The following is a 21,492-nucleotide window of genomic DNA, read 5'->3' as shown; positions in this document are numbered from 1 at the left end:
CGAACCGTTCTCCCGCCTGCAGTCGACCGGACGTTACATGGCGGTCGACCGACTACTCCCGACGAATGCCACCCCTCGACATTCGCTCCTACACCGCTCGCGCCGAGGCACTGGTCGACGCCTCGCCGCCGACCACCCTGCGGGACACCCGCAGGTGGCTCGTCGAGCCCCTCCTCGAGACGCTCGGCTGGGACGTCCGGGCCGACTCGTGTCGTGCCGATCGGGACGTCGACGACGTTCACCTCGAGTACGTCCCGACCGTCGACTCGGTGCCGGCGCTGTTCGTCGCCGTCGAACCCGCGACCGACTCGCTGGACGGCAGTCGGGCGAACGCACTCAGACGGGCGATGGCCTGGACCGGCGTCGACCGGGCGATTTACACGAACGGTCGCGACTTCCTCCTGCTGGCGGGAACGTCCGATATCGACTACCGTACCGTCCGGCTCGCCGACCTCCCCGACGCGGAGTCGGTACTGGCCAACTACACGCGATCGACGCTCGGGAGCCGTCTCGAGCGCCACTCGCGGGAGTTGGTCGCCAGACAGTTCGCCGTCGAGCGGCCCGTCCTCGTCGCCTCGATCGTCGACCGGCTCACGGCGGTGACGACACAGGGCGAGGCCTACGCGCCCGAGTTCGAGGCCGCGGCCGAGCGCTTTCTCGACCAGCTCGTCGTCGCGTTCGCCGAGCAGCAGCCGGCTTCGGGCGACGGTCCGGCCGTCTCGGTCCGATTCAGCGAATCCGCGATCACCGACGACGGTCCGACTCGCGAGGGGACGGCCGAATCACCGACGGCGGCCGGCGACGCCCCGCTCGAAGCCGACGATCCGACCGGGAGCGAACGCGACGAGTCGGGAGACGACTCTCCGGGCGAGGAGGCCGACACCGCAACTGACGGCCGTTCCGGCAAACCGGGCGACGAGGGTCGTGGGGACGGCGAGTACGTCGTCCGGTTTTTCAACGAGCGCGGGTCGATCGGCGCGATCGGCCACTCGACGTCGGACGGCGCGTTGGTCGAGGCCGCCGACTACCTCCTCGATCGCGGCCTCGCCGGGGTCGATCCGCCGTGGCGTCCCGACGGGAGCGACCGCACGGTCCTCAACGACGACCCCGTCGGGGCCGACGGCTCACCGATGGCGGCACCGAAACGACTCTCGAACGGTCTCGTACTCGAGACCGCCGGCAGCGTCTCCGAGCGGGCCACCCGCGTGAAATCACTGGCCGACCGCGCGGGGTTGCGGGCGATGCTCACCGGCGACTGGGACCGAGAAGCTCAGTAGTCGATCCGGCCCTCGAGGACGGTAACGACGACGGTCAGATCGTTCCCGGGCGGGTTACAGGTCCCCCCGATGTCATCGCTTAGTTCCCAGTCACCTCGGTCGAAGGTTCCGTTCCATGCGGTCTCGTACTCCGTTTCGGTTACGTTGATTGAAACCTTGTTAACATCTTCTCGGACGACCGTCTCGCGGTTGACGCTCGTCAGTTCGAAGCCGACGCGTCCGTCGGCCTGCACCGAACGGTCGTCGGGGTTTTGAATCGCGACGAGCGAGACGACTGCCCGATCGTGATCGGTATCACATCGCAGTCGCGGCCGCTCGCGGAAGACGCTCCCGCCGTCGTCAGCTCGGACGACACCACCGCCCTCGTAGGCGACCGTGTCCTCATCCAGACCGTACTCGAACCGGCCGAGGTCGAACTCGCCGCCGTCGTTAGTGTTCAATCCGTTGCCAATATATGTCCCGTCGATCGAGACGTTCACTCTCGTTCCGTCCGTTCCCGTTCGAACGGTCCCCCCTCGAAGCGACAGTTCCCCCTCTCGTCCCGTTACCCCGTCGTACCGGAGGACGTCGTTGAAGTTGTCCGCCAGCGCCGCCATCGCCCGGTCCGCGGTCCGGACCTGTTCACCCTCCTGATAGTCGGTCATCGTCTGAAATCCGATCGTCGACAGCAGTGCGACGGAGCCGAGGATGATCGCAAAAACGAGGATAAACGCGAGGACGTCCGAAACCGCGCGGTCGTCGCTCGCGGAGCCGCCACCGGATCGACCGCAACGACCCCGCATCAGCGACCCCCCGTAATCGAAATGTTGTTCGACGACCCGTCGTACTGCAGCTCGATATCACCGCCGCTGGCCGAACTGTTCTCGATGTCGGCGGTCGTCTCAACCGGCACGTAGGCGACCGTATCGGCACTCGCCGCCGTCAGTCGCAGGCAATCGGTCTGCCCGTCGAGCAACGGTGCAGTACAGTTACGCCGTAGTTCGACGGTGTATCTGGAGTTCGCGACCGTCCGCGGGTGACTGGCCGTGACGGCTACCCGCTCGGCCCGCCCGTCGTCTCCGGTCGCGATCCGATCGACGTTGCCGATCTCGTTGGCGAGGCGCTCACCGATCGTCTCGAGGCCAATATCGGCGCTGCGATCGGTTTCGGTCTCGAGCATGGTGCTTGCACTCGTGATCAACATGGCGACGAGGACGGTCGTAATCGCGATCGTCAGGACGTGTGTCAGTGCGATCGAGACGCCCCGATCGTCGTCCTCGAAGCCGCGGTTCATGATCGATCACCGTACAGGAAGACGCGATACGGTCGCTCGTAGGAGACGTCGCTCGAGTCGTAGGTGACGGTGACGTCGACGGCCCAGGCGGCCGCGTGGGGATCAGTAGGATAGATGCTGAAAATTTTCGACTCTTCTTTGACGACGAGATTGTACGTCCCTGAGGTATCGGAATCTCCCTCGATAGAGAGTTCCGTCGGCTTGGACGGATCGACGAACGTTCGATCACACTGGCGGTCGACCGTCGCGTTGACCGCCCCGGTGACGAGATTGATTTCAGCGTGGTCGGCCCCAACGAGACAGTCGTCGCCGTTTTCGTCGGTAAGTTCAAATCCTGATCCGCCGCCAGCGAGCGCTACTTCGGTAATTTTGAACGTCTCAGTTCCGTTTTGGGTGACTGTGACAGTCCCGTTGTCCCCGTCCGAGCGGAGGTCGAACGACAGGTGGCCGACCTGACGGTCGATCTTTGGCGTCGATAGTCCGGTGACGGATTCGTCGGTTCTGGCTCGGGCTTGGTGATCCTCGGGGACACCATCGACCGAGACGTTGACGACCACTGGTCGACTGTTGCCGGTCACGTTCTGGTATCGGCCCCGGAAGCCGTCGTCTTCCACGACGTTGCTAATCGTCTTGTTGTAACCACTGTCTGTGTCGTTCCCCCACCTGAGGTTCCCACGGTGAGCGATTCCCGCGATTCCTTGCTCGATGTCGTGTTCGACCGTGGCAGCGTCGCTTCCGCTCCGGCCGGAGTCGCCCGACGAGAGCGTCTCGGTGAGCAACACGCTGTTGACGACGACGACGAGTCCGAGGATGATGAACGCGAGCGTGATCGCACCGATCAGGATCAACTGGGCTCGGTCGCGCCCGTGATCATCCCGAACATCACCGTTTGATTGCAGACGACGACTTACCATACGATCACCCGTACCTCGACGACGTTGTAGATCGGATTGTCATCTCCGTTTTTGGCGGATGGGATCGGATAGTTATCAGCTTCGTTGATCCCCTTGTCTCTACTACCTGGTGCCGTCAGCTCGTCATCGTCGTACAGCGTGACGGTCCGGCTCGCCGTGATCGCGCTTTCCGGCGGCGATCCCTGGTTGACCATCGTAACGTTGTCCGTCGTCGTGCTGCCGTTCTGATAGACGAGTTCGACGTTGTAGTACGAACCGGTCTCCGTGTACCGGTCAGACAGGATCTGTCCGAGGACGAACGCCTCGCGGTTGAACGACTGCGCACCGTAGGTATCGCCCGAATCCGTCGCGTTCGCTCCGTGGAAGCGCTCTTCGGAGTCGTTCCAGTACCGAATCATATACGAGAGCGTCCCGTTCTCGCCCTGTCCCTGTCCCTGGGCGGCGATCGACAGCGCGTCCATCGTCTCCTGTTGCACTTGCGATTGGACCGTCCGATCGGCCGCGCCGCCGGTCGTCGGCGTGATCACGATCGACTGCAGCGCGAACAGCACTGCCATCAACACGACCATCGAACCGATGAATCCCTCGAGCGTGTAGGCCTGTCCGCGGTCACCGCCCCCGGTCCGTTTGATCCCACTCATGTTACCACACCCTCACGACGAGTCGACATGCCGGCCGACACTCGTCGGGATAGTTCGCGAGCGTGACGATCCGTGCAGAACTCGCCGCCGGCTGTCCGGTGTAGTCGTCCCCCGCCGTCAGACCGGTGTCGATATCCGAACTGCCGTTGAGACGTTCGATAGTTACGTTAACCCGATCGTAGACGAGGTCTTCGTCGCTGCTCGCTCGGAGACCCACTTGCTCGGTCAGGTTTTCGGTATCGTCGTAGTCGCTATCCTCGAAGTTGATCTCGTTACCCGTCCCCGTCGCCGTATCGTTGACGATCCGGTCTGCGATCCGATCGGCCTGTGCCGTCTCTGCACCGCCGACCGACGAGTCAAAGGGGGTCACGACTGACGGCAGAAACATAAAGACGAACGCGATCGCCAGCAGGAAGATCCCGATCCCGACGGCGAAGTCCTGCGTCGTCTGGCCCCGTTCGCGCTCGACCGCTGCCCGACTCGAGGTGGCCAGCAGCTCTCGTCCGTCCGTTCGATCCCGGCATCGATCGTGCGTTCCGTTCCCGGTCATGTTAGGCCACCAGCGTCCAGCCGATGAGTGCGACTGCGGACAATCCGACCGCGTACTTCAGGCCGCTCAGTAGGTCCGCATCCCGGATGTAGCCACAGATAAAGCCGGAGATGATCGCCTGCAGGGTCACCGCGTGGAAGAACAACACCGACAGCATGTTGACGTCGATGTTCTCGCTCAGGTTCGCGCCCTGCATCGCGCCACCACCACCACCGCCACCGCCACCGCCACCGCTTCCGCCGGTCTCGAGCCCAGCCATCGTATCGATGAACTGGGTCTTGAGGATCGCGATCACCGCAAGCACCGTCATGAACGTCATGATGATGATCACGATCTGCATGCGGGTGCGGGACTTGCGCTCGCGTTCGATGTCGTCGTGGTTCTCACTGGCGGTGGCGGCCGTCCGAAGGACGTCCGAAATCTGGTTCGACGCCTCCTGGGCTTCGGTGATCAGCCGCGTCGTCCGGGCCAGCCGCGGAATGTGGTACTTGTTGTTGAACTCGATGAGCGCCTCCGTCAGGCTCATCCCGTAGTTGACCTTCGTGTGCATCATCTCGAACTCGCGGGCCAGCTTGCCGCTCGTGGTGTCCGAGACGGCCTTGAGCGATTCCAGCAGCGTCAGCCCCGTGTCGTTGGAACTCGAGAGCTTTCGAAGGTCCTCCGAGAGTTTGTTGACGACGGCGTTTCGGTGCCGGACGTTCCACTCCCGGAAAATCGAGAGCGGCAGCGCCGTGATATACAGCGGTACGTAGAGATAGATGAACGTCCCCCAGATCGGGGCCTCGAGCATCTCGTCCCACGAGGTCGGGGCCGATCCGTTTACAAGCGCCGTGACGACGATGACGAGCGCAAGCGGGAGGGTCAGTACGAGAGTGACCAGCGGATGGTCCCGGAAGAAGATGTGGGGTTGACGCAGGACTTCGATCGTCTCGTGGGTCCCCTCGCGGTTCTTGATCCGGTCGAAGACGCTGTGGCGACCGGTGAACTGCTCGACGAGGCCGAGACTCAGCAGGCCGCCCTCCTGTCCCGTTTCGGTCCGCTGGTCGGTGTTGCCCATCGTGAGATAGCCGTCACCGGGTTCGTCGTGTTTGACCGTCGAAACCAGCACCATGAACCCGACACCGATCATCGGAATGAGGCCGTAGACGACCATATACAGCATCTGATCTGAGACATCGGCGTTCGGGATCATCTGCATGATCACCATGATGATGATCAGCAGCAGCGGGAACAGCGACAGCGTCATGTACATCTCCCCGAACAGCTCGAGTGTCTCGAGGGTCAGCTCCTGTTCCTGCTTTGCGGTCCGCATGTGCTTTTCCTTCTTGTCCTCGAGGAAGCTCTCCATGTCACCGCCGCTGTTGACGATCGAGAGCATGTCGGTCAAAAACTGCGAGAGGTCGTCGCTCGGCGTCTCGAGTGCTTGCTTGCGGATCGCCGTCCGGTAGTCGATATCGAAGTACTCGGTCTCCTTGACGATGCTCTGGAACTCACGGGCGACCTCGCCGTAGGTGTCGTCGGCCTCGGCCATCGCCTCGATGATCTCGAGCTGGTTCAGGCCGCCGACCGAGAGGGCGTACATAAAGGAAATCGAGTCGGTCAACAGCATGTTGATCTCGCGTTTCCGGCTCGAGGCCCGCGAGTAGGGGATCGCGACCATCGAGCCGAACCCGAACGCGAAGCCGATCGAGCCGAAAAGGAGACCGGCGAAAAAGATGACGGCGGGAATTCGGAGGAGGTTGATGATGTCGAGCAGGAGGCCGGTCCCGACAGGGATCCCGATCAGCGGTTCGTTCGCGATGAATCCGAGCGCGACCAGGCCGTAGCCGATCATCAGGCCGATCAGCCAGAGGCTCAGCCCACTGATGAATCCGATACCGAGCGCCCGGGAGAGGTAGAGTTCGACCGTGTCGGTCATCCGGGCCTGTGCGAGTTTCGTCTCGATGTCCGCGACGAACTCGCTTTCCTCGCCGAACAGCCAGTCGTAGAGCGGATAGAACCGATCACCGAGGGCGTCGGAACCCGCCGACATCCCCGTCCCGCCACTGTCGTCCCGTTGGAGGCTCATGTGTCACCGTCCTCGTTCGCGTCGTCGGCGTCGAAGATGCCGGTATCGTCGTTGCCCGATTCGTCTTCTTCATCCCTGAAGATCGAGTCGTCGCCCCCGCCGTCGAAGAGCGAGCCGTCGCTATCGTCGTCGTCGGCCTCGTCGCTGAAGATCGAATCCGACCCACCGCCGAAGATCGAGTCCTCGTCCGTCGCGGAGTCGTCACCCCCGGCAGACCGGTCGGTCGGCGTCGATCCGTCCGTTGACGACGCCGTCTCGTCCGGCGACTCGAGTGCTTCGTCGACGCCGGAGCCAGTGTTGGGCCCGTCGTCCACATCCGTGGCAGTCGAGCCGGAAGCGGTTTGGTCTCCGTCGTCGGTATCGGTCCCGTCCGGCGGGTCAGAACCGCTTTCGTCGATCTCGATCGTCGGCGGTTCGACCGCCGTTGCGTCCGCGGACTCGTCGTCCGTAGTCGCAGGCTCGTCGTCGCTCCCCGCATCGACGGCATCGGTCGCTGACGTCCCGTCGCTCTCCCCCTCGTCATCCGACGAGGGCTCGCTGAGGTCGATCGTCGGCGGCTCCGGCTCCGACGGTGACGCCCCGTCGGCTTCGGCCCCGCCTGACTGTGTGGGCGTCTCGTTCGAGGTCGTCCCTTCCGCGGCCGGTTCGCGACCGTCGTCCGTCGACTCCGTGGCCGTTGGATCGGCCGGCGAACGGTCGGCCGTCCCGTCTGGGCCCGCGTCGCTCGAGGGGGGTGTCGATGCGGCGGACGCGGTGTCGCTTTCGGGGACGTCCGAGAGATCGTCGATCTGTGCGTTGCCCTCACGGCGTTCACCGTCGTCCGATTCCGGATCGAAGATCGAGTCGAGATCGTCCTCGGGGAACATCGAATCGAAGCCGGAGGTGTCGGGTCGGCCCGCGGGGGTCCCGTCCTCGACGGCCGGTCGGCCGGAGCCGGTCGGCTCTCCGAGTTCGTCGATCGTCTCACCCATGTCGTCGAATAGACCGCCCAGATCGCCGTCTCCAGCGTCTTCGGTGGGCATCACCGTCGAGTCGTCGGCTTCTCCCCCCGCTATCGCGCTGTCGGCATCGGCAGACTGGCTCGCGGTTCGGGAGCGATCCGGTCCGGTGTCCGCGGTCGACGCCTCGGTGTCGGCCCCGGCAGCGACCGACGAGTTCCCGCTCGAGGGGGTACTGTCATTGGCCGTCTCCAACTCGTCCGTACTCGGCCCGGGTTCGGCGGCTTCACCGGTATCGGAAGCCGGATCCGCAGCGGCTCCGGCCGCGTCGGCCTCGACACTGTCGCCGCCGGTCGCGGTTCCGCCGTCGTCGCCCCCGATCGCAAAGCCGGTGTCTTCGCTGAGCCACGCCGGCTCGTCGGCGGTCCCGTCGTTACCCTCGACGGCGAATTCCGTGTCGCTGTCACCGAGTTCCCACTCCGAGTCATCGACGCCTTCGTCGACGTCGCCTGCGAACTCGAACTCCTCGCTGTCGGCTCGGTCGACCTCGATCGTGCTTTCCTCCTCGACGTCGCCGAGCGCGCTCGCGAGCCCACTCGGCACTTCGCCACGGTACTCCTCGAACACCGACTCTTCGGCCCGTTCGAGGATGTCCATCGAGAGGTTGTACGTCTCGTCGGTCGCCTCCGGCCGGGGGACCAGTTCCTCTTTCTCCGGGTCGACGTCGATCAGGACGCTCTCCATCTCGCGGAGGTCCTCGAGACTGTCCTCGAGTTGCCCGTTCGCGATGAGCGTGAGGATAGTGTCGGGATCGTTGATGAAGGCCTGGACGGTCGCGGCGACCTGTGCGTACGTGTTCAGTCCGTTTTTGATGAGATAGGCGAGGATGATCTCACGTTTGAACAGTTCCTCCTCGAGCTTTTCAGTACTCCACCCGCGGTCGAACTGGATCTCCTCTAAGGTGTTCGAGTCCCCCATTTTGAGGAACTCGTCGGTTTCGGCTTGCCACTGGTAGACGTCCTGAACGTTGATCTCGTCGTGTTCGGCCTCGTAGTGGTTGATTTCGGTCAGGGACTTGTTCCGGCGGACCTTCCGGCCCTGTACTCGGGTCTGTGTCTGGATCGAGACCAGGTCCAGGGCGGTGAACATCGTCTTCGAGACGTTGATCGGGTCCGTCGTGAACCGCTTGAGGACTTCGTCGACGGAGTCGGCGTGGAAGGTCGTGTACGTGGTGTGACCGGTCGACATGACCTGGAACAGCGTTCGACCCTCCTCACCGCGGATCTCACCCATGACGATGTAGTCGGGGCGCTGTCGGAGCGCGGCCTCCAGCAGGTCGAACTCGTCGACGTCGCCCTGCTCGTCGTCGGCGAACGAGGGGCGGGTCACGCTGGCGATCCAGTTGCGCTGTGGCAGTTCGACCTCGCGGGTGTCCTCGATGGAGACGATCTTGGCGCTGCTGGGGATAAACAGCGAGACGGCGTTCAGCGAGGTGGTCTTCCCCGAGGCAGTACCGCCGGCGAAGATCAGGCTCTTGTGGTTCTCGATGGCCAGCCAGAGGAAGGCCATCTCGTCGAGCGAGAAGGTGTTCCAGTTGATGAGGTCGATCGGCGTGAAGGGGACGTCCTTGAACTGGCGGATGGTGTAGTTCGTCCCGTGGTCGGACACCTCTTTGCCGAGGGTCAACTGGGCGCGCGAGCCGTCGGGCAAGGTCGCGTCGACCTGTGGGAGTCGCTTACTGATGCCTTTCCCGGAGCGCTGTGCCAGTTTGACGACGAAATCGTCGAGTTCGTCCTTCCCGTGGTAGATGTTCGAGATGATCTGTTCGTACTCGGAGTGGTAGACGAACACCGGCGAGTTGTAGCCGTCGACGGAGATGTCCTCGACGTTGATGTCGTGTTTGATCCCGTCGATCCGTTCGTAGCCGATGAAGTCGCGTTTGAGCAGGTACAGTAGCTTCTCGACCTGATACTCGCTTAGCGTGTCCGGATCGTCGGCCAGAATCGCCGGCTCCGGTCGGACCTCGATCCCCTGTAGCTGCGAGGGCCCGTCGTCCTCGCTTTCCGCTGCTTCGTCCTCGTCGTCGAGCAGCCCCTGTAGCGTCTCGAGGATGCTCTTTGCCGTCTCGTCCGACGTGGCCTCGAAGAGATCATAGCGCTTGAGCAGCCGCCGGGTCTCGTCCTCGATAACCGTGCGCCGGCCGTCCTCGGTCGCTTTCTCCTTGATCCCGTCCTCGGAGTACTTGATGGCCGTCCTGAGCTTGCCCGAGAGGAACTCCTTGAGTTCCGTCTCGATCTCGTTCTGGTAGGGTTCGACCATGTAGTACTTCTTCTCGTTTTCCTTCTCCGAATGGAAGATGACGACGAAGGCGTAGGGTTTGTTGACCCAGTAGCGCTCGACCTCGCGGAAGTGGGTCTTCTTCTCGAATGGAACCGCTTTCTCGAGGTCGTATCGGTTCGAGACGGTCGTGTTGCCCGCCGCCGTCGAGAAGAACTCGTCTTCGTCGATCTCGTCTTGGATGTTGACGGTCCGTTCCTCGACGATGTCGTCGAGTTCCAAGGCGGCGTCGTTGCCCGCCGCGAGCCGGTTCTCGAGGGTCTCGGGATCGAAACCGAGTGCCTCCTCCCGGTCGTGCCGGACGATCTCACCGTCGGAATCCCGCGGCCGGCTGCCGTCGTCCTCGTAGTAGTACTCCCACTTGTAGTGTTCCCACGTCCAGGTATCCTTGACGACCGGCGTCGTCTCGGGGTTGGCGTACTCCCAGTAGGCGTCCCAGATCGCCTCGCCGTTGTCCCCCGCGGTCGGCAGGACCGTCTCGTCGAGGTCGTCGGGGTGGTGGCCGAGGTATTCCTCGGGGTCGAACTCGACGTCGTTCCAGTCGTCCCCGCTCGGGACGACCGATCTCACGTCCTCGTCGGTGTCGAGCCCGAGCTGGTCGTCACCCTCGGGTTCGTCCGGGTACAGGTCGGCGACTTCGTCCCCGTGCCCGTGTTCTTCCATGAACGCTTCCCACGTGTACTCGCCGACACGGACACGCGAGTCCCGTTCCGACGGCTCGTCCTCCGACGCAGGGTCGGACGCCTCCCCCTCAGAAAAGTCCCCGGCGTCCGATTGGTCGGCCTCGTCAATAGCCATTGCCCCTACACGAACGCTCACCCCTCAAAAAATTCATCCGCCCATTACCAGTTCTGATAATCCACTGTCCCGCCGTTTTCTATCGATTACGGCTCGCTCGAGGAGGATTTAGGTTCCGTTATTGACAGGCTTGCTGCCGGGGGAAAACGACGATCGCCGCCTGGCCGCGCGAAAAGCTTGACGTGGGTACCCACGAAACGGGGGACCGATGAGCGAACTCTTCGATCTCGAGGGACGAGTCGCAGTGGTAACGGGCGGCGGCCGTGGTATCGGCCGCGCGATCGCAGTCGAACTGGCGAACGCGGGCGCGGCAGTGGTCCCGAGCGCCCGATCGACGGACGAGATCGAGACCGTGGCAGCGGACATCGAGGACGCTGGTGGTGACGCCCTCGCCGTCCCCGCGGACGTGACCGACTCCGATGCCGTCGGCGACGTGATCGACCGAGCCGCCGCCGAGTTCGGCGGCGTCGACGTCGTCGTCAACAACGCCGGCTTCAATCCCGACGACGCACTGGGCCGACCCGAGGACGTCGAGACTGAGAGCCTCGATCGAGTGTTGGACGTCAACCTGAACGGGGCCTACGAGGTCACCCACGCCGCCGCCGACCACCTCCTCGCAAGCGATGGCGGCTCGGTGATCAACGTCGCCAGCGTCGGCGGGCTGGTCGGCCTGCCGCGCCAACACCCCTACGTCGCCTCGAAGCACGGACTGGTCGGGCTCACCAAGAGCATGTCGCTGGACTGGGCTCCCGAGGTCCGGGTCAACGCCGTCGCACCGGGCTACGTCTCGACGGAACTGACCGCGGACCTCGAGGAGAACGATCGGCTCCGCCAGTCGATCATCGACCGCACACCGCTGGATCGGTTCGCCGATCCCGAGGAGATCGCCGGCCCGGTCGTCTTTCTCGCGAGCGATGCCGCCAGCTACGTGACTGGCTCCGTCCTCGCGGCCGACGGCGGCTGGACGGCTCGATAACTCCCCGCTCCCGCCGTTCGGACCGATCGTAAGGCCGATACCCTGCTCTCGAGCCGATCACGTTCGGCCCCCGAAATCTTTCATCAAAAATCACGGGGGTAGTTGTGATCGCGTGGGTGTTCTCCAAACCCTTAGCCGTCGATCGGGGGTATCCCAACTATGCGCTACAATGACAGTGACCAAGCACGCGAGGTCGCATCGCGTGCCAACGACTTGATGGAGGAGGTCGTCCTGCCGATCGAACGCGAACGAGCCGGGGGGATGGCCGTCTCGAGCGGGACCATCGCGGAACTCCGCGAGGCCGCCCGCGAGTACGACGTCTACGCACCACAGATCCCCGAGGAGTACGGCGGCATGGGGCTTTCCTTCCGCGACTCGCTCCCGGCCTTCGAAGAAGCGGGCCGGAGTCTGCTCGGCCAGATCGCGATGCGGGTCGACGCTCCCGACGAGGGGAACATGCACCTACTCGAACTGGCCGGCGACGAGTTACAGAAAGAGACCTACCTCGAGCCGCTCGTCCAGGGAGAGATCAAGTCAGGCTTCTCGATGACCGAGCCGATGCAGGGTGCGGGTTCGGACCCGAAGATGATCCAGACGACCGCCGAAAAAGACGGCGACGAGTGGGTCATCGACGGCCACAAGTGGTGGACGACGCAGGGGGTAGAGGCCGACGTGCTGATCGTCCTCGCCCGAACCGACCCCGAGGCTCACCCCTACGAGGCCTGTTCGCTCTTTCTCGTTCCCGCCGACGCCGACGGCGTCGAGGTCATCCGCGACGTCCCACACATGGGCGGCGGCAATCACGGCACGTCCCACGCCGAGATCCGATACAAGAACGTCCGCGTTCCCGAGGAACACCTGTTGGGCGAACTGAACGAGGGCTTTACCCACGCACAGGAACGGCTCGGTCCCGCCCGACTCACGCACTGTATGCGCTACTCCGGGATGGCCCAGCGATCGCTGGACATCGCGAAGGCCTACATCAGCGAACGACGCGGCTTCGACTCGTCGCTGTCGGACAAGCAGTCGCTCCGACACCGGATCGCCGACGCCGAGACGAAACTCCACATGGCTCGGACCGGCATCCGCGACGCCGCCGACCGGATCGCCGCCGGCGACGAGGCCCGTATCCCCGTCTCCATGTGCAAGGTCTTCTCGGCCAACGTCACCCAAGACGCCATCGACCTCGCGGTACAGTGTTGCGGTGCCAACGGCATCGGGAAGGACCTCCCGCTGTCGGACTTCTATGAATCCGTCCGCCAGTTCCGCATCGTCGACGGTGCCGACGAAGTCCACCGCCGGGTCATCGCTCGCGCCGCCTTCGAAGACGTCCCCGAGGAGGAACTCGAGCCGCTGACCCGCTTTGGCGATCCGAACCGGGAACGAAGCGCCGACCACTGACAGGCCGTTCGCTGCGCCGCTTTTCGTCCGACCCCCCGTCCGGACCTCGCTTTCCGCCCTCTCGAGTGGCACGATCGGCTAGGGACGGACTCGTTGGTCACGGGCCGAATCCCTCCCGTGTCGTCGCCTCGAGAGTCGGCCGTCGAGGTGCGACTGGCGATCGATTTCGACCGGGATCGCCTCGAGGACGTGAACGGCAGGCGTGGCGGTTCACTCCCTGTTCGCTGTATGGGCGTGGCGGGATTCGAACCACGCGAACGGCTCGCTTCGCTCGCCGTTCTCTCATTCGAATCCCGTGCCCGTCCGCTCCTCACGTCCGTTCGTCGCAGGACGGGCGTGGCGGGATTCGAACCCACGATCAGAAGGTTAGGAACCTCCTGCCCTGTCCGCTAGGCCACACGCCCCGGCGGAAAAAGACGTTAGTTGGTCTCCGTCTCGGTTCCGGACTCGGTGGTCGTCTCGTCCTCGGTGGTGACGGGCTCGGTGTCGACGAACTCCTCGTCGTCGGTGGTCTCGCCCTCACTGACGGTGCCGCCCTCGCGCATTTCTTCGAGTTCCGATTCGACCTTTTCGCGGCCCTTCTGGAACTCACCCATCGCCTCGCCGGTCGATCGCGCGAGCTTCGGGATCTTGTTCGCCCCGAAGAGCAAGACCGCGATGACGAGGATGATGGCGAGTTCCGGAGGCCCCATGCCGCCGGGGATGAACAGCGGTGTGATTTCGGCTACCATCTCTATGCGTAGCTTACCCGCTGGCAATTATAACCTTTTTGGAGCACTAAGGTAAGCATGCGGGCGCGACAGTCCGTCTGAGCGCACAGTTCGGAATTTCCACTCGAGCCGGGCCGGCCGACGCCGCCCCAACTGCCGTCGCCGACCGCGACGGGGCCTCGCTCGGATCGATCCACGTCCCGTCCGGGAGCGAAACTGTCTTTCCGGTTTGTACGTAACGATTACAACGATGGCAGCAACCGGAGACGCCGCACCCGACTTCACTGCACCGCTCGCAAACGGCGACATCGAAGAGTTCACGCTCTCTGAGCGCCTCGAGGACGAGGCACCGATCGTCCTCGCCTTCTTCCCCGGCGCGTTCACCGGTGTCTGTACCACCGAGATGTGTACGTTCCAGGACCGACTCGCCGCGTTCAACGACCTCGACGCCGCCGTCTACGGCGTCAGCCGCGACTCGCCGTTTACCCTGAACGAGTTCCGCGAGCAGAACGGCCTCGAGTTCGGCCTCATCAGCGACTACAACAAGGAGATCGTCGACGAGTACGATCTCTCGATGGACTTCGCCGACCTGGGCGTCCACGGCGTCGCCAAGCGGTCGGTATTCGTCGTCGACGGCGACGGACAGATCGCCTACTCGTGGGTCAGTGACGACCCCGGCGTCGAGCCCGACTACGACGAGGTCGAGGCCGCCGTCGAGGACCTGTCGTAACGAACCCGAGACCGTCGCAGGGCTTTTTTAGTCAGCAACCGAGGAGTACGTATGAGCGATTCTGCCGCCGAGGAACCCTACCATGTCTACACCTCCGACGACGACCACCACTTTCCCGATGAGAAACTGAACCGCGTCCTCGAGTTCGTCGAGACCGACGAGGAAATCGAGGCCTATCTCGAGGCCCAAAACATCAATGCGGTCGATCGGATGCGGTACAACGATCACGGCACCAAACACATCGAGATCGTCCGTAACCGGGCGCTGTGTCTCTACGACCTGCTCAAGGCCGGCGACGTCGACTTCAACGGCGCGCGCCAGCAAGGGCTCGCCGAGGAAGACGAGGCGGTCATCATCGCGCTGGCGGCGACCTTACACGACGTGGGCCACGTCGTCCACCGCGATAGCCACGCCTACTACTCGATCCCGCTGGCCGCCGACATCTTGGAACGGATCCTCCCGGAGTTCTACGACGCCGCCGATCGCGTCCGGATGAAAGGCGAGATCCTCCACGCGATCCTCTGTCACCACACCGCCGAGACGCCCCTGACGACCGAGGCCGGCGTCATCCGCGTCGCCGACGCGCTGGACATGGAAAGCGGCCGCTCGCGGATCCCCTACGAGTCCGGCGGGCGCGGCATCAACACCCTCTCGAGTCAGGCGATCAAACGCGTCTCGCTCCAGCCCGGCGACACCACGCCCGTGATGGTCGAGATCGCGATGACCAACGCCGCCGGCGTCTACCAGGTCGACAACCTCCTCAAGGCGAAACTCGAGGATTCGGGGCTCGAGGAGGAGATCCGCATCGTCGCGGTCAACACGAACGAAAACCACGAGCGGCTGGTCGAGCGGATCGAACTCTAGAACCCACCTTTTGCGCTGCGGGCGCGGCTTCGCCGCGCCCTCGGCAAAAGCTGGACCAAAAGCACTCCTCCTTCCGTTCCGACCCGCTACGCGGGTCTCCACATCAGTCGTCGGCCCGCTCGCGCCTTCGGGGCTCGCGGTGAGTAACGGGCAAAGGCCTGCCCTTCCCCGGGTCGCGAGGTCCTCGCAACGCTCGGACCTCGCTTCCGGCCGTTCGCACTCGTCAGAGAGTGTTCCGTCCTCAGGCGAGTTTGTACCGACCGTCCCGTCGCTCGAGGTAGCCCCGGTCCCGCAGGGTTCCCGTGATCGAGAGGACGGTCCCTTTCGTGACGGCGAGGTCGTCACAGAGGTCGTCCGCGGTCGCACCGCCGGTCGCGGCGAGATACAGGTAGACCAGTTTGGCGCGGGCGGAATCGAGATCGGTCGGAATCGATACGGCCGGTGTCGTCGTCGTTGATCGTTCCATACCGAACCGTGTATTTTTCGACGATAATAAATGTCGTCTACAACGATTGTCGAAACTGCGACGACGAGCGGCCGTCACTACTGTCGATATAGCATACGTCGATGGTCGAAAGTATGTTCAGACCGACTGACGGGGTCGCGATCGCGCGATCTCGAGTGTAGGCGATCGTCGTAGTGGTGTGTAGTGGTAGCGGGTGACGAAGTCACCGCGGCCGCTGAAGACGGACGGACTGCTTTTGTGGCCGGGTTCGCGAGTAATAGGAGATGTCGACCCAGCTTACCGCCCTCGCACTGCTGACCGGGCTGGTGACCGGTGCGCTGTTCCGATTTCTCAACGTCCCGATTCCGGCGCCGCCGGAACTCCCCGGTATCATGGGGATCATCGGGATCTACCTCGGCTACAGGGTGGTCGAACGCGCCGGCGTCGGCGTCGACCTGCTCGAAGTGCTGGGGCTGTAGCGGTTCGACCGAGCGGCGGGGGACCGCGGCGTCAGGCCGTTGATTCGGTACTGAGGACGAACCGCATGAGTACCCAAAGCACTAGAAGAAACGCCGCGGGCGAGAACACGACCGCTACGAACAGTAGCGGGCCGGCAAGGACGGAGCCGCCGAGGAAGGCCGCGGCGACGCCGAGCAGCGAAACAGTTCCCATACGTCGCCATTAGTCGGGACAGCAATAAACGGTTCTACTCGAGGCGGCCGGATTACGCGGCGAAAACGGCGACGGCGCGGTCAGTAGCTGCGCTCTTTCGGCTCGTAGGTCTTGTTCTCGCCCTCGAGGATCACGGGGCGATAGAAGATCGACGGCGAGCCGTCGTCCCACGAGATCAGCGTGTGCTTGAGCCACTCCTCGTCCTTGCGTTCCTGGTGTTCCTTGCGCCAGTGAGCGCCGCGGAACTCGTCGCGCACCAGGGCGCCGAGCGCGATCGTCTCGGCGACGTCGATCAGGTTGCGCGTCTCGATGGTCTGCTGGAGGTCCGTGTTGAACGTCCGCGACGGGTCGTCGACGTAGACGTCCTGATACTCCTCGCGGCATTCACGGATGATCTCGAGGGCCTTCTTGACGCCCTCCTCGGTCCGGAAGACGTTGACGTAGTCGGTCATCGCCTGCTGGAGCTTCGCGCGGATCTCGGCGTGCTGGACGCCGTCGTCCTTGTCCATCAGGGTGTCAACGTGTTCGCGGGCGGTTTCGACCTTTCGCTGGAGGACACCCTCGGCGTCGGTGGCCATCCCGCCGTCGGCGGCGACGCTCCCGCTGGTCTCGAGCCCCGCTTTGCCGGGTGCGACCGGCAGTTCGGTGTCGGTTTCGTCCTCGACGTCGTCGCCGTAGCCGGTCCGGATCTCGGGCTCGCCGAGGTCCTCGCCGGCGGCGTGTTGGCCGGCGCGCTTGCCGAAGACGATCAGTTCCGGCAGGGCGTTGCCGCCGAGTCGGTTGCCGCCGTGGACGGAGACACAGGCACACTCGCCGGCCGCGTAGAGGCCGTCGACGCAGGTCTGGCCGTTCTCGTCGACCTCGATGCCGCCCATGGCGTAGTGCTGGCCGGGCTTGACCGGCATCGGCTCAACGAGCCCGTCGACGCCCTCGAAGTCCTCCGCGAGGTGCAGAATGTTCTCCAACCGATCCATGATGCGCTCTTCCCCGAGGTGGCGCATGTCGAGGTGGACGTACTCGTCGTCGACGCCCCGTCCCTCGCCGACCTCGGTGAGTTCGGCGCGGGCAACGACGTCGCGGCTGGCGAGTTCGCCGGAGTTGTTCGCGTAGCCGTACTCGAACATGAACCGCTCGCCCTCGCTGTTGTAGAGGATACCGCCTTCCCCGCGGACCCCCTCGGAGATCAGGACCCCCGTCGAGGGCAGCGAGGTCGGGTGGAACTGGATGAACTCCATGTCCTCGAGCGGCGCGCCGGCACGGTAGGCCATCGCGTGGCCGTCGCCGGTACAGGAGACGGCGTTGGTGGTGTGGTCGAAGGCCTGGCCGGGGCCGCCGGTCGCGAGGACGACGCCGTTGTTCGCCTTGAACCCTTCAATGTTGCCCGACTGGACGTCGTAGGCGACGACGCCGTGACACTCGCGGTCGTTGGGGTCGTCCTCGTCGGTCGTCGCCAGGTCCATGACGTACCACTCGTCGTAGACCTGGATGCCGCGTTTGACGACCTGTTCGTACATCGTATGCAGCAGGTGATGGCCCGTCTCGGCCCCGGCGTAGGTGGTCCGTGGGTAAGAGAGGCCACCGAACGGGCGCTGGGAGACGGTGCCGTCGTCCTCGCGGGAGAACGGCATCCCCCAGTGTTCGAGGTTGATGGTCTCCTCGGGGGCGTTCTGGGCGAGGGTCTCGACCGCCGGCGCGTCGCCGAGGTAGTCCGAGCCCTTCATCGTGTCGTAGGCGTGGAGTTCCCAGTCGTCGCCCTCCTGAAGCGCCGCGTTGATGCCGCCCTCCGCCGCGCCGGTGTGGCTACGGACGGGGTGGAGCTTCGTGACCATCGCCACGTCGGCTCCCGCTTCGTTCGCTGCGATCGCGGCCCGGAGGCCGGCGCCGCCGGCGCCGACCACGATGACGTCGTGTTCGTACATGGTTACCAGAATTTCAGGTTCTTCTTGACTGCCTCCCGCTTGAGCTCCTGAATGTGCTCGGTGAGCGGAATGTCCTTCGGACACACCTCGGTACAGGAGAACTGGGTCTGGCACCGCCAGACGCCGTGTTCCTGCTCGAGAATGCGGAGTCGATGCTCCTTGATCTCCTCGCCCTCGCGGTCGTCCATCGCGAACTTGTAGGCCTTGTTGATCGCTGCCGGGCCCAGATACTCGTTGTCGCCGGCCGCGATGTTACACGAGGACATACACGCGCCACACCAGATACACCGCGAGGACATCTTGATCTTCTCGCGGTTTTCCTGGCTCTGGCGCTGCTCCTCGAGGTCATCGACCGGCGGCGTGTCCTCGTCCTGGAAGTACGGCTCGACCGTATGCATCTGGTCGTAGAAGTGGTCCATGTCGACGACCAGGTCCTTGACGACCTCCTGATGGGGCAGCGGCTCGATGCGGACCGGCTGTTCTAGATCGGAGATCTGGGTCTTGCAGCCCAGTCGCTGCTTCCCGTTGACGAAGAAGGCGTCGGAGCCACAGACGGCCTGTCGACAGGAGTGACGGAAGGTTAGCGACGAATCGTACTCGTCGCGGGCGTACATGACCGAGTCGAGGACGGTCATCCCCTTCTCGAAGGGCACGTGGAAGTCGTCGAAGCGTGGTTCCTGTTTCCCCTCGACTTCGGGGTCGTAGCGGAACACCTTGATGTGGACCGTCTCCCCCCCGAGTTCGGCGGCCTTCTCGGCGTGTTCGTCGACCATCCCGCCGCCGTTCTGCTCTTCGGCTGCCGGCGACTCCGCGCCTTTCATCGCCGGATCTTCCGGTGCTTCCTGGCTCTCGGGTTCGGCTTGTTGCGTGCTCATGTTAGATCATTCCCCGCATCGCGAGTGCGACGTAGATTCCCTGCGCGACGAGGCCGACGCCGGCGATCGTCAGCACCGCCAGCACGACCTTCTTCTGGGCCCCCTCGAGTCCCTGATTGACCAGGGCGTTGTAGACGCCGTTGACGCCGTGGAAGGCGGCGGTCACCAGGAACAGGACCATCGTGAGGAAGTACCCGATGTTCTCCATTCGGACCTGCGTCTGCATGAAGGTTACCTCGTACGCGTGGTTGACGAAGTGCAGAAGGAAGAAGTGGAACGCGAGAACGACCACGAGGAACGCGGCGGTGATGCGCTGGAGGAACCAGCCGGTGCCGCCGGGCGTGAAAGAGGAGTATCGTTCCGCCATCAGATCCCCACCCCCGTCAGGAAGGTCGGGACGCTGGCGACGGTGATCGCCCCGGTCAACACCAGCGAGGCGTAGAAACTCTTGTCCTGAGACTCGAGGCCGATCCCGAGGTCGACCATCAGCAGCCGCAGGCCGTTCAGGATGTGGAAGACGGCCACCGCGAGCAGGCCGATCTCGAGCAGGCGAATGAGGAACAGCCCCTCGAGTCCCTGCAGCGTCGTGGTGTAGACGTCGTTTTGTGCTTCGATCACGTCCGTACTTTCTCCTGCGGCGCTGATAGACGTACTCAGCACGGCGATGTGGGTGAACAGGTAGCCGATCAGCATCCACCCAGTGAACTTGTGGAAGATCCACGCCCACATGCCGGCCGAGAACTCCTTCCACCGCCCGAAGTCCTCGATGAGGCCGCGATTGTAAGACTGACTCATGCGCTCATGTGGACCGTTTGACCGCGGCGGTATAGAAGTTACTTTTATCGCTCCTGTTCATCCGTTCGGTCCGAGAGAACACGGCCAGAAACGAACGGGTTCCGTTGACATGTCCCGAAGGAGTTCGGGCAACTCCCGGCAGATGTCAGATGTTCGCTCAGTCGTCTCCCTGACGGAGGTCCGACCGTGACCGCTCGGTCGTCCGCTCGCGCTCGAGCGCGGTGAGGGTATCCGGCGAGAGTCCGACGAGATGACACAGCGGGTTCCCCGGGTAGACGACGGGGTTCTCGAGGACGCCAACGATGAGGCCGGTAAAGGGGGCCTCGACGGTGACGATGTCCTCGTCTTCCTTGAACGGGTTGGTGATGGTACAGATGACCTCGCCCTCCTCGACGAGCTGGCCGCGGCCACGTTTCATATCGACGATACCGCCGGCGTCGGCCCGTAGCCAGGTCTTCTCGTCGTCGTCGTCGATGACGGTCCGCCAGCCGGGCCAGTGGACCGACGACTCCCGGTGAAGTCCGAACTCGGCGAGGACGCTCGCGACGCCGGTGAGTGCGCGGTCGATCAGCCGTCGCTGGAACCGGTGGGCCTCGCCCATCTCGACCGTGATCGTCGGAATCCCGGCTTCGGTTGCCTCGCGTCGGAGCGTTCCCGACGGCCCCTCGCCGGCGATGATGACGTTGGAACTGAACGCCTTGGCGAGTCTGGCGACGGTCGATCGCTCCGTGTTCGCACGGACGTGAAGCATGTTCGTCCGGCCCCGCGTCGACGTATGGAAGTCCAGCCCGAGATCGCAGGGCTCGATGAAGTTCGTGAAGATTTGGTTGGCCATCCGTCGGGCGCTGGTCGAGCCCTCGCGGCCGGGGAACGACCGGTTCAGGTCCCGATCGTAGATCGGGAGATACCGCTCCTGTGCGAGGAAGCCGGGGACGTTCATCACGGGCAGACAGACGAGCGTCCCGTGCAGTATCGAGTGGTCCCAGTCGTGGGCCACCTCCCGGACGACCTCGATCCCGTTGAGTTCGTCGCCGTGGGCCGCCGCCGAGAGAAACACCGTGGGCCCCGGATGCTCGCCGTTGACGACCGTTACTGGGATCCGCACGGGGTCGCCGAGATACGTCTCGCTGATGCCGTATCGAATGTTCGCCGATTCGCCCGGATCGACGCGGCCGCCGTTGTAGGTAAACGCCTCGGTGGCCGCCTCGTCGGGAGGGTCGCTCGTCGCGTCGTCGCTCATATCACGTTCTCCGGGAGCAGCGACGTGAATGTTCCCCCTCGGACCGCCTCGAGCCTCGACGCTCGATCG

At 64.1% G+C, this 21,492-nt stretch carries 21 protein-coding genes and 1 tRNA gene; 6 read left to right on the top strand and 16 right to left on the bottom strand.

All coding sequences use genetic code 11. The features are described from left to right. Window positions 1-65: 65 nt before the first annotated feature. Complete coding sequence (locus tag ACSBP4_RS17945; protein ID WP_435553031.1) at window positions 66-1,277, top strand: hypothetical protein; 1,212 nt, start codon at window positions 66-68, stop codon at window positions 1,275-1,277. Here the strand turns inward: ACSBP4_RS17945 and ACSBP4_RS17940 are convergent. The 7 genes from ACSBP4_RS17940 to ACSBP4_RS17910 are packed head-to-tail and all read right to left on the bottom strand — an operon-like array spanning window position 1,271 to window position 10,796. After that, window positions 1,271-2,059 (bottom strand): DUF7289 family protein, encoded by a 789-nt coding sequence (locus tag ACSBP4_RS17940; protein ID WP_435553030.1) that lies wholly within the window; start codon window positions 2,057-2,059, stop codon window positions 1,271-1,273. The two genes, ACSBP4_RS17945 and ACSBP4_RS17940, sit on opposite strands and share 7 nt — an antisense overlap. Beyond that, window positions 2,059-2,550, bottom strand: a complete 492-nt coding sequence (locus ACSBP4_RS17935) for a DUF7266 family protein (protein WP_435553029.1) — start codon at window positions 2,548-2,550, stop codon at window positions 2,059-2,061. Before ACSBP4_RS17935 ends, ACSBP4_RS17940 begins: the two co-directional genes overlap by 1 nt. Continuing rightward, window positions 2,547-3,464, bottom strand: coding sequence for a hypothetical protein (locus tag ACSBP4_RS17930; protein ID WP_435553028.1), 918 nt, complete (start codon window positions 3,462-3,464; stop codon window positions 2,547-2,549). Before ACSBP4_RS17930 ends, ACSBP4_RS17935 begins: the two co-directional genes overlap by 4 nt. Then, window positions 3,458-4,105: a DUF7288 family protein gene (locus ACSBP4_RS17925; protein WP_435553027.1), complete on the bottom strand. Its 648-nt coding sequence runs from the start codon at window positions 4,103-4,105 to the stop codon at window positions 3,458-3,460. The genes ACSBP4_RS17930 and ACSBP4_RS17925 overlap by 7 nt, the downstream gene beginning before the upstream one ends. Before the next feature lies 1 nt (window position 4,106). Then, window positions 4,107-4,655: a DUF7287 family protein gene (locus ACSBP4_RS17920; protein WP_435553026.1), complete on the bottom strand. Its 549-nt coding sequence runs from the start codon at window positions 4,653-4,655 to the stop codon at window positions 4,107-4,109. Between the two features lies 1 nt (window position 4,656). After that, window positions 4,657-6,723, bottom strand: a complete 2,067-nt coding sequence (locus ACSBP4_RS17915) for a type II secretion system F family protein (RefSeq protein ID WP_435553025.1) — start codon at window positions 6,721-6,723, stop codon at window positions 4,657-4,659. Then, entirely contained in the window at window positions 6,720-10,796 is a 4,077-nt protein-coding gene (locus ACSBP4_RS17910; RefSeq protein ID WP_435553024.1) for an ATPase, T2SS/T4P/T4SS family, read from the bottom strand. Before ACSBP4_RS17910 ends, ACSBP4_RS17915 begins: the two co-directional genes overlap by 4 nt. A gap of 208 nt (window positions 10,797-11,004) precedes the next feature. On the opposite strand from ACSBP4_RS17910, the gene ACSBP4_RS17905 reads away from it, so the two are divergent. Together ACSBP4_RS17905 and ACSBP4_RS17900 are read left to right on the top strand one after the other, a co-directional pair. Further along, window positions 11,005-11,772, top strand: a complete 768-nt coding sequence (locus ACSBP4_RS17905) for an SDR family NAD(P)-dependent oxidoreductase (protein ID WP_049964494.1) — start codon at window positions 11,005-11,007, stop codon at window positions 11,770-11,772. A gap of 159 nt (window positions 11,773-11,931) precedes the next feature. Beyond that, the gene (locus ACSBP4_RS17900) at window positions 11,932-13,173 is read left to right on the top strand and encodes an acyl-CoA dehydrogenase family protein (protein WP_049964493.1); all 1,242 of its coding nucleotides are present in this window, start codon (window positions 11,932-11,934) and stop codon (window positions 13,171-13,173) included. Window positions 13,174-13,504: 331 nt separating this feature from the next. Here ACSBP4_RS17900 and ACSBP4_RS17895 read toward each other — a convergent pair. Next, a tRNA-Arg gene (locus ACSBP4_RS17895) sits at window positions 13,505-13,577 on the bottom strand. A 15-nt stretch (window positions 13,578-13,592) separates the two neighbouring features. Next, window positions 13,593-13,904: a Sec-independent protein translocase subunit TatA/TatB gene (locus ACSBP4_RS17890; protein WP_049964492.1), complete on the bottom strand. Its 312-nt coding sequence runs from the start codon at window positions 13,902-13,904 to the stop codon at window positions 13,593-13,595. Between the two features lie 229 nt (window positions 13,905-14,133). Between ACSBP4_RS17890 and ACSBP4_RS17885 the strand changes: the two genes are divergently transcribed. Together ACSBP4_RS17885 and ACSBP4_RS17880 are read left to right on the top strand one after the other, a co-directional pair. Beyond that, the gene (locus ACSBP4_RS17885; RefSeq protein ID WP_006181837.1) at window positions 14,134-14,613 is read left to right on the top strand and encodes a redoxin domain-containing protein; all 480 of its coding nucleotides are present in this window, start codon (window positions 14,134-14,136) and stop codon (window positions 14,611-14,613) included. A gap of 51 nt (window positions 14,614-14,664) precedes the next feature. Then, window positions 14,665-15,477 carry an HD domain-containing protein gene (locus ACSBP4_RS17880; RefSeq protein WP_435553023.1) on the top strand — a complete coding sequence of 271 codons (813 nt, stop codon included), beginning with the start codon at window positions 14,665-14,667 and terminating at the stop codon, window positions 15,475-15,477. Window positions 15,478-15,718: 241 nt separating this feature from the next. Here the strand turns inward: ACSBP4_RS17880 and ACSBP4_RS17875 are convergent, their stop codons facing one another. Then, window positions 15,719-15,943, bottom strand: a complete 225-nt coding sequence (locus ACSBP4_RS17875) for a helix-turn-helix domain-containing protein (protein ID WP_435553022.1) — start codon at window positions 15,941-15,943, stop codon at window positions 15,719-15,721. A 263-nt stretch (window positions 15,944-16,206) separates the two neighbouring features. Here ACSBP4_RS17875 and ACSBP4_RS17870 point away from each other — a divergent pair, with 263 nt between their 5' ends. Continuing rightward, entirely contained in the window at window positions 16,207-16,401 is a 195-nt protein-coding gene (locus ACSBP4_RS17870; protein ID WP_049964488.1) for a XapX domain-containing protein, read from the top strand. 31 nt (window positions 16,402-16,432) lie between these two features. Here ACSBP4_RS17870 and ACSBP4_RS17865 read toward each other — a convergent pair whose 3' ends face one another. The 6 genes from ACSBP4_RS17865 to ACSBP4_RS17840 form a co-directional block, all read right to left on the bottom strand. Next, window positions 16,433-16,594 carry a hypothetical protein gene (locus ACSBP4_RS17865; RefSeq protein ID WP_158413748.1) on the bottom strand — a complete coding sequence of 54 codons (162 nt, stop codon included), beginning with the start codon at window positions 16,592-16,594 and terminating at the stop codon, window positions 16,433-16,435. 80 nt (window positions 16,595-16,674) lie between these two features. Next, window positions 16,675-18,513, bottom strand: a complete 1,839-nt coding sequence (locus ACSBP4_RS17860; RefSeq protein WP_049964487.1) for an FAD-binding protein — start codon at window positions 18,511-18,513, stop codon at window positions 16,675-16,677. A gap of 2 nt (window positions 18,514-18,515) precedes the next feature. Then, window positions 18,516-19,388, bottom strand: a complete 873-nt coding sequence (locus ACSBP4_RS17855; protein WP_435553021.1) for a succinate dehydrogenase/fumarate reductase iron-sulfur subunit — start codon at window positions 19,386-19,388, stop codon at window positions 18,516-18,518. A 1-nt stretch (window position 19,389) separates the two neighbouring features. Next, complete coding sequence (locus ACSBP4_RS17850) at window positions 19,390-19,755, bottom strand: succinate dehydrogenase hydrophobic membrane anchor subunit (RefSeq protein ID WP_373630809.1); 366 nt, start codon at window positions 19,753-19,755, stop codon at window positions 19,390-19,392. Then, window positions 19,755-20,183, bottom strand: coding sequence for a succinate dehydrogenase, cytochrome b556 subunit (sdhC, locus tag ACSBP4_RS17845; RefSeq protein ID WP_435553020.1), 429 nt, complete (start codon window positions 20,181-20,183; stop codon window positions 19,755-19,757). The genes ACSBP4_RS17850 and sdhC overlap by 1 nt, the downstream gene beginning before the upstream one ends. A gap of 157 nt (window positions 20,184-20,340) precedes the next feature. After that, window positions 20,341-21,423: a succinylglutamate desuccinylase/aspartoacylase family protein gene (locus tag ACSBP4_RS17840; RefSeq protein ID WP_006648995.1), complete on the bottom strand. Its 1,083-nt coding sequence runs from the start codon at window positions 21,421-21,423 to the stop codon at window positions 20,341-20,343. Between the last annotated feature and the right edge of the window lie 69 nt (window positions 21,424-21,492).

Source organism: Natrinema sp. CGMCC1.2065 (assembly GCF_051225675.1).
Lineage (GTDB): Archaea > Halobacteriota > Halobacteria > Halobacteriales > Natrialbaceae > Natrinema > Natrinema thermotolerans.
Note: the sequence above shows the minus strand (reverse complement) of the source record. Positions and strands in the feature narration are given on the sequence as shown.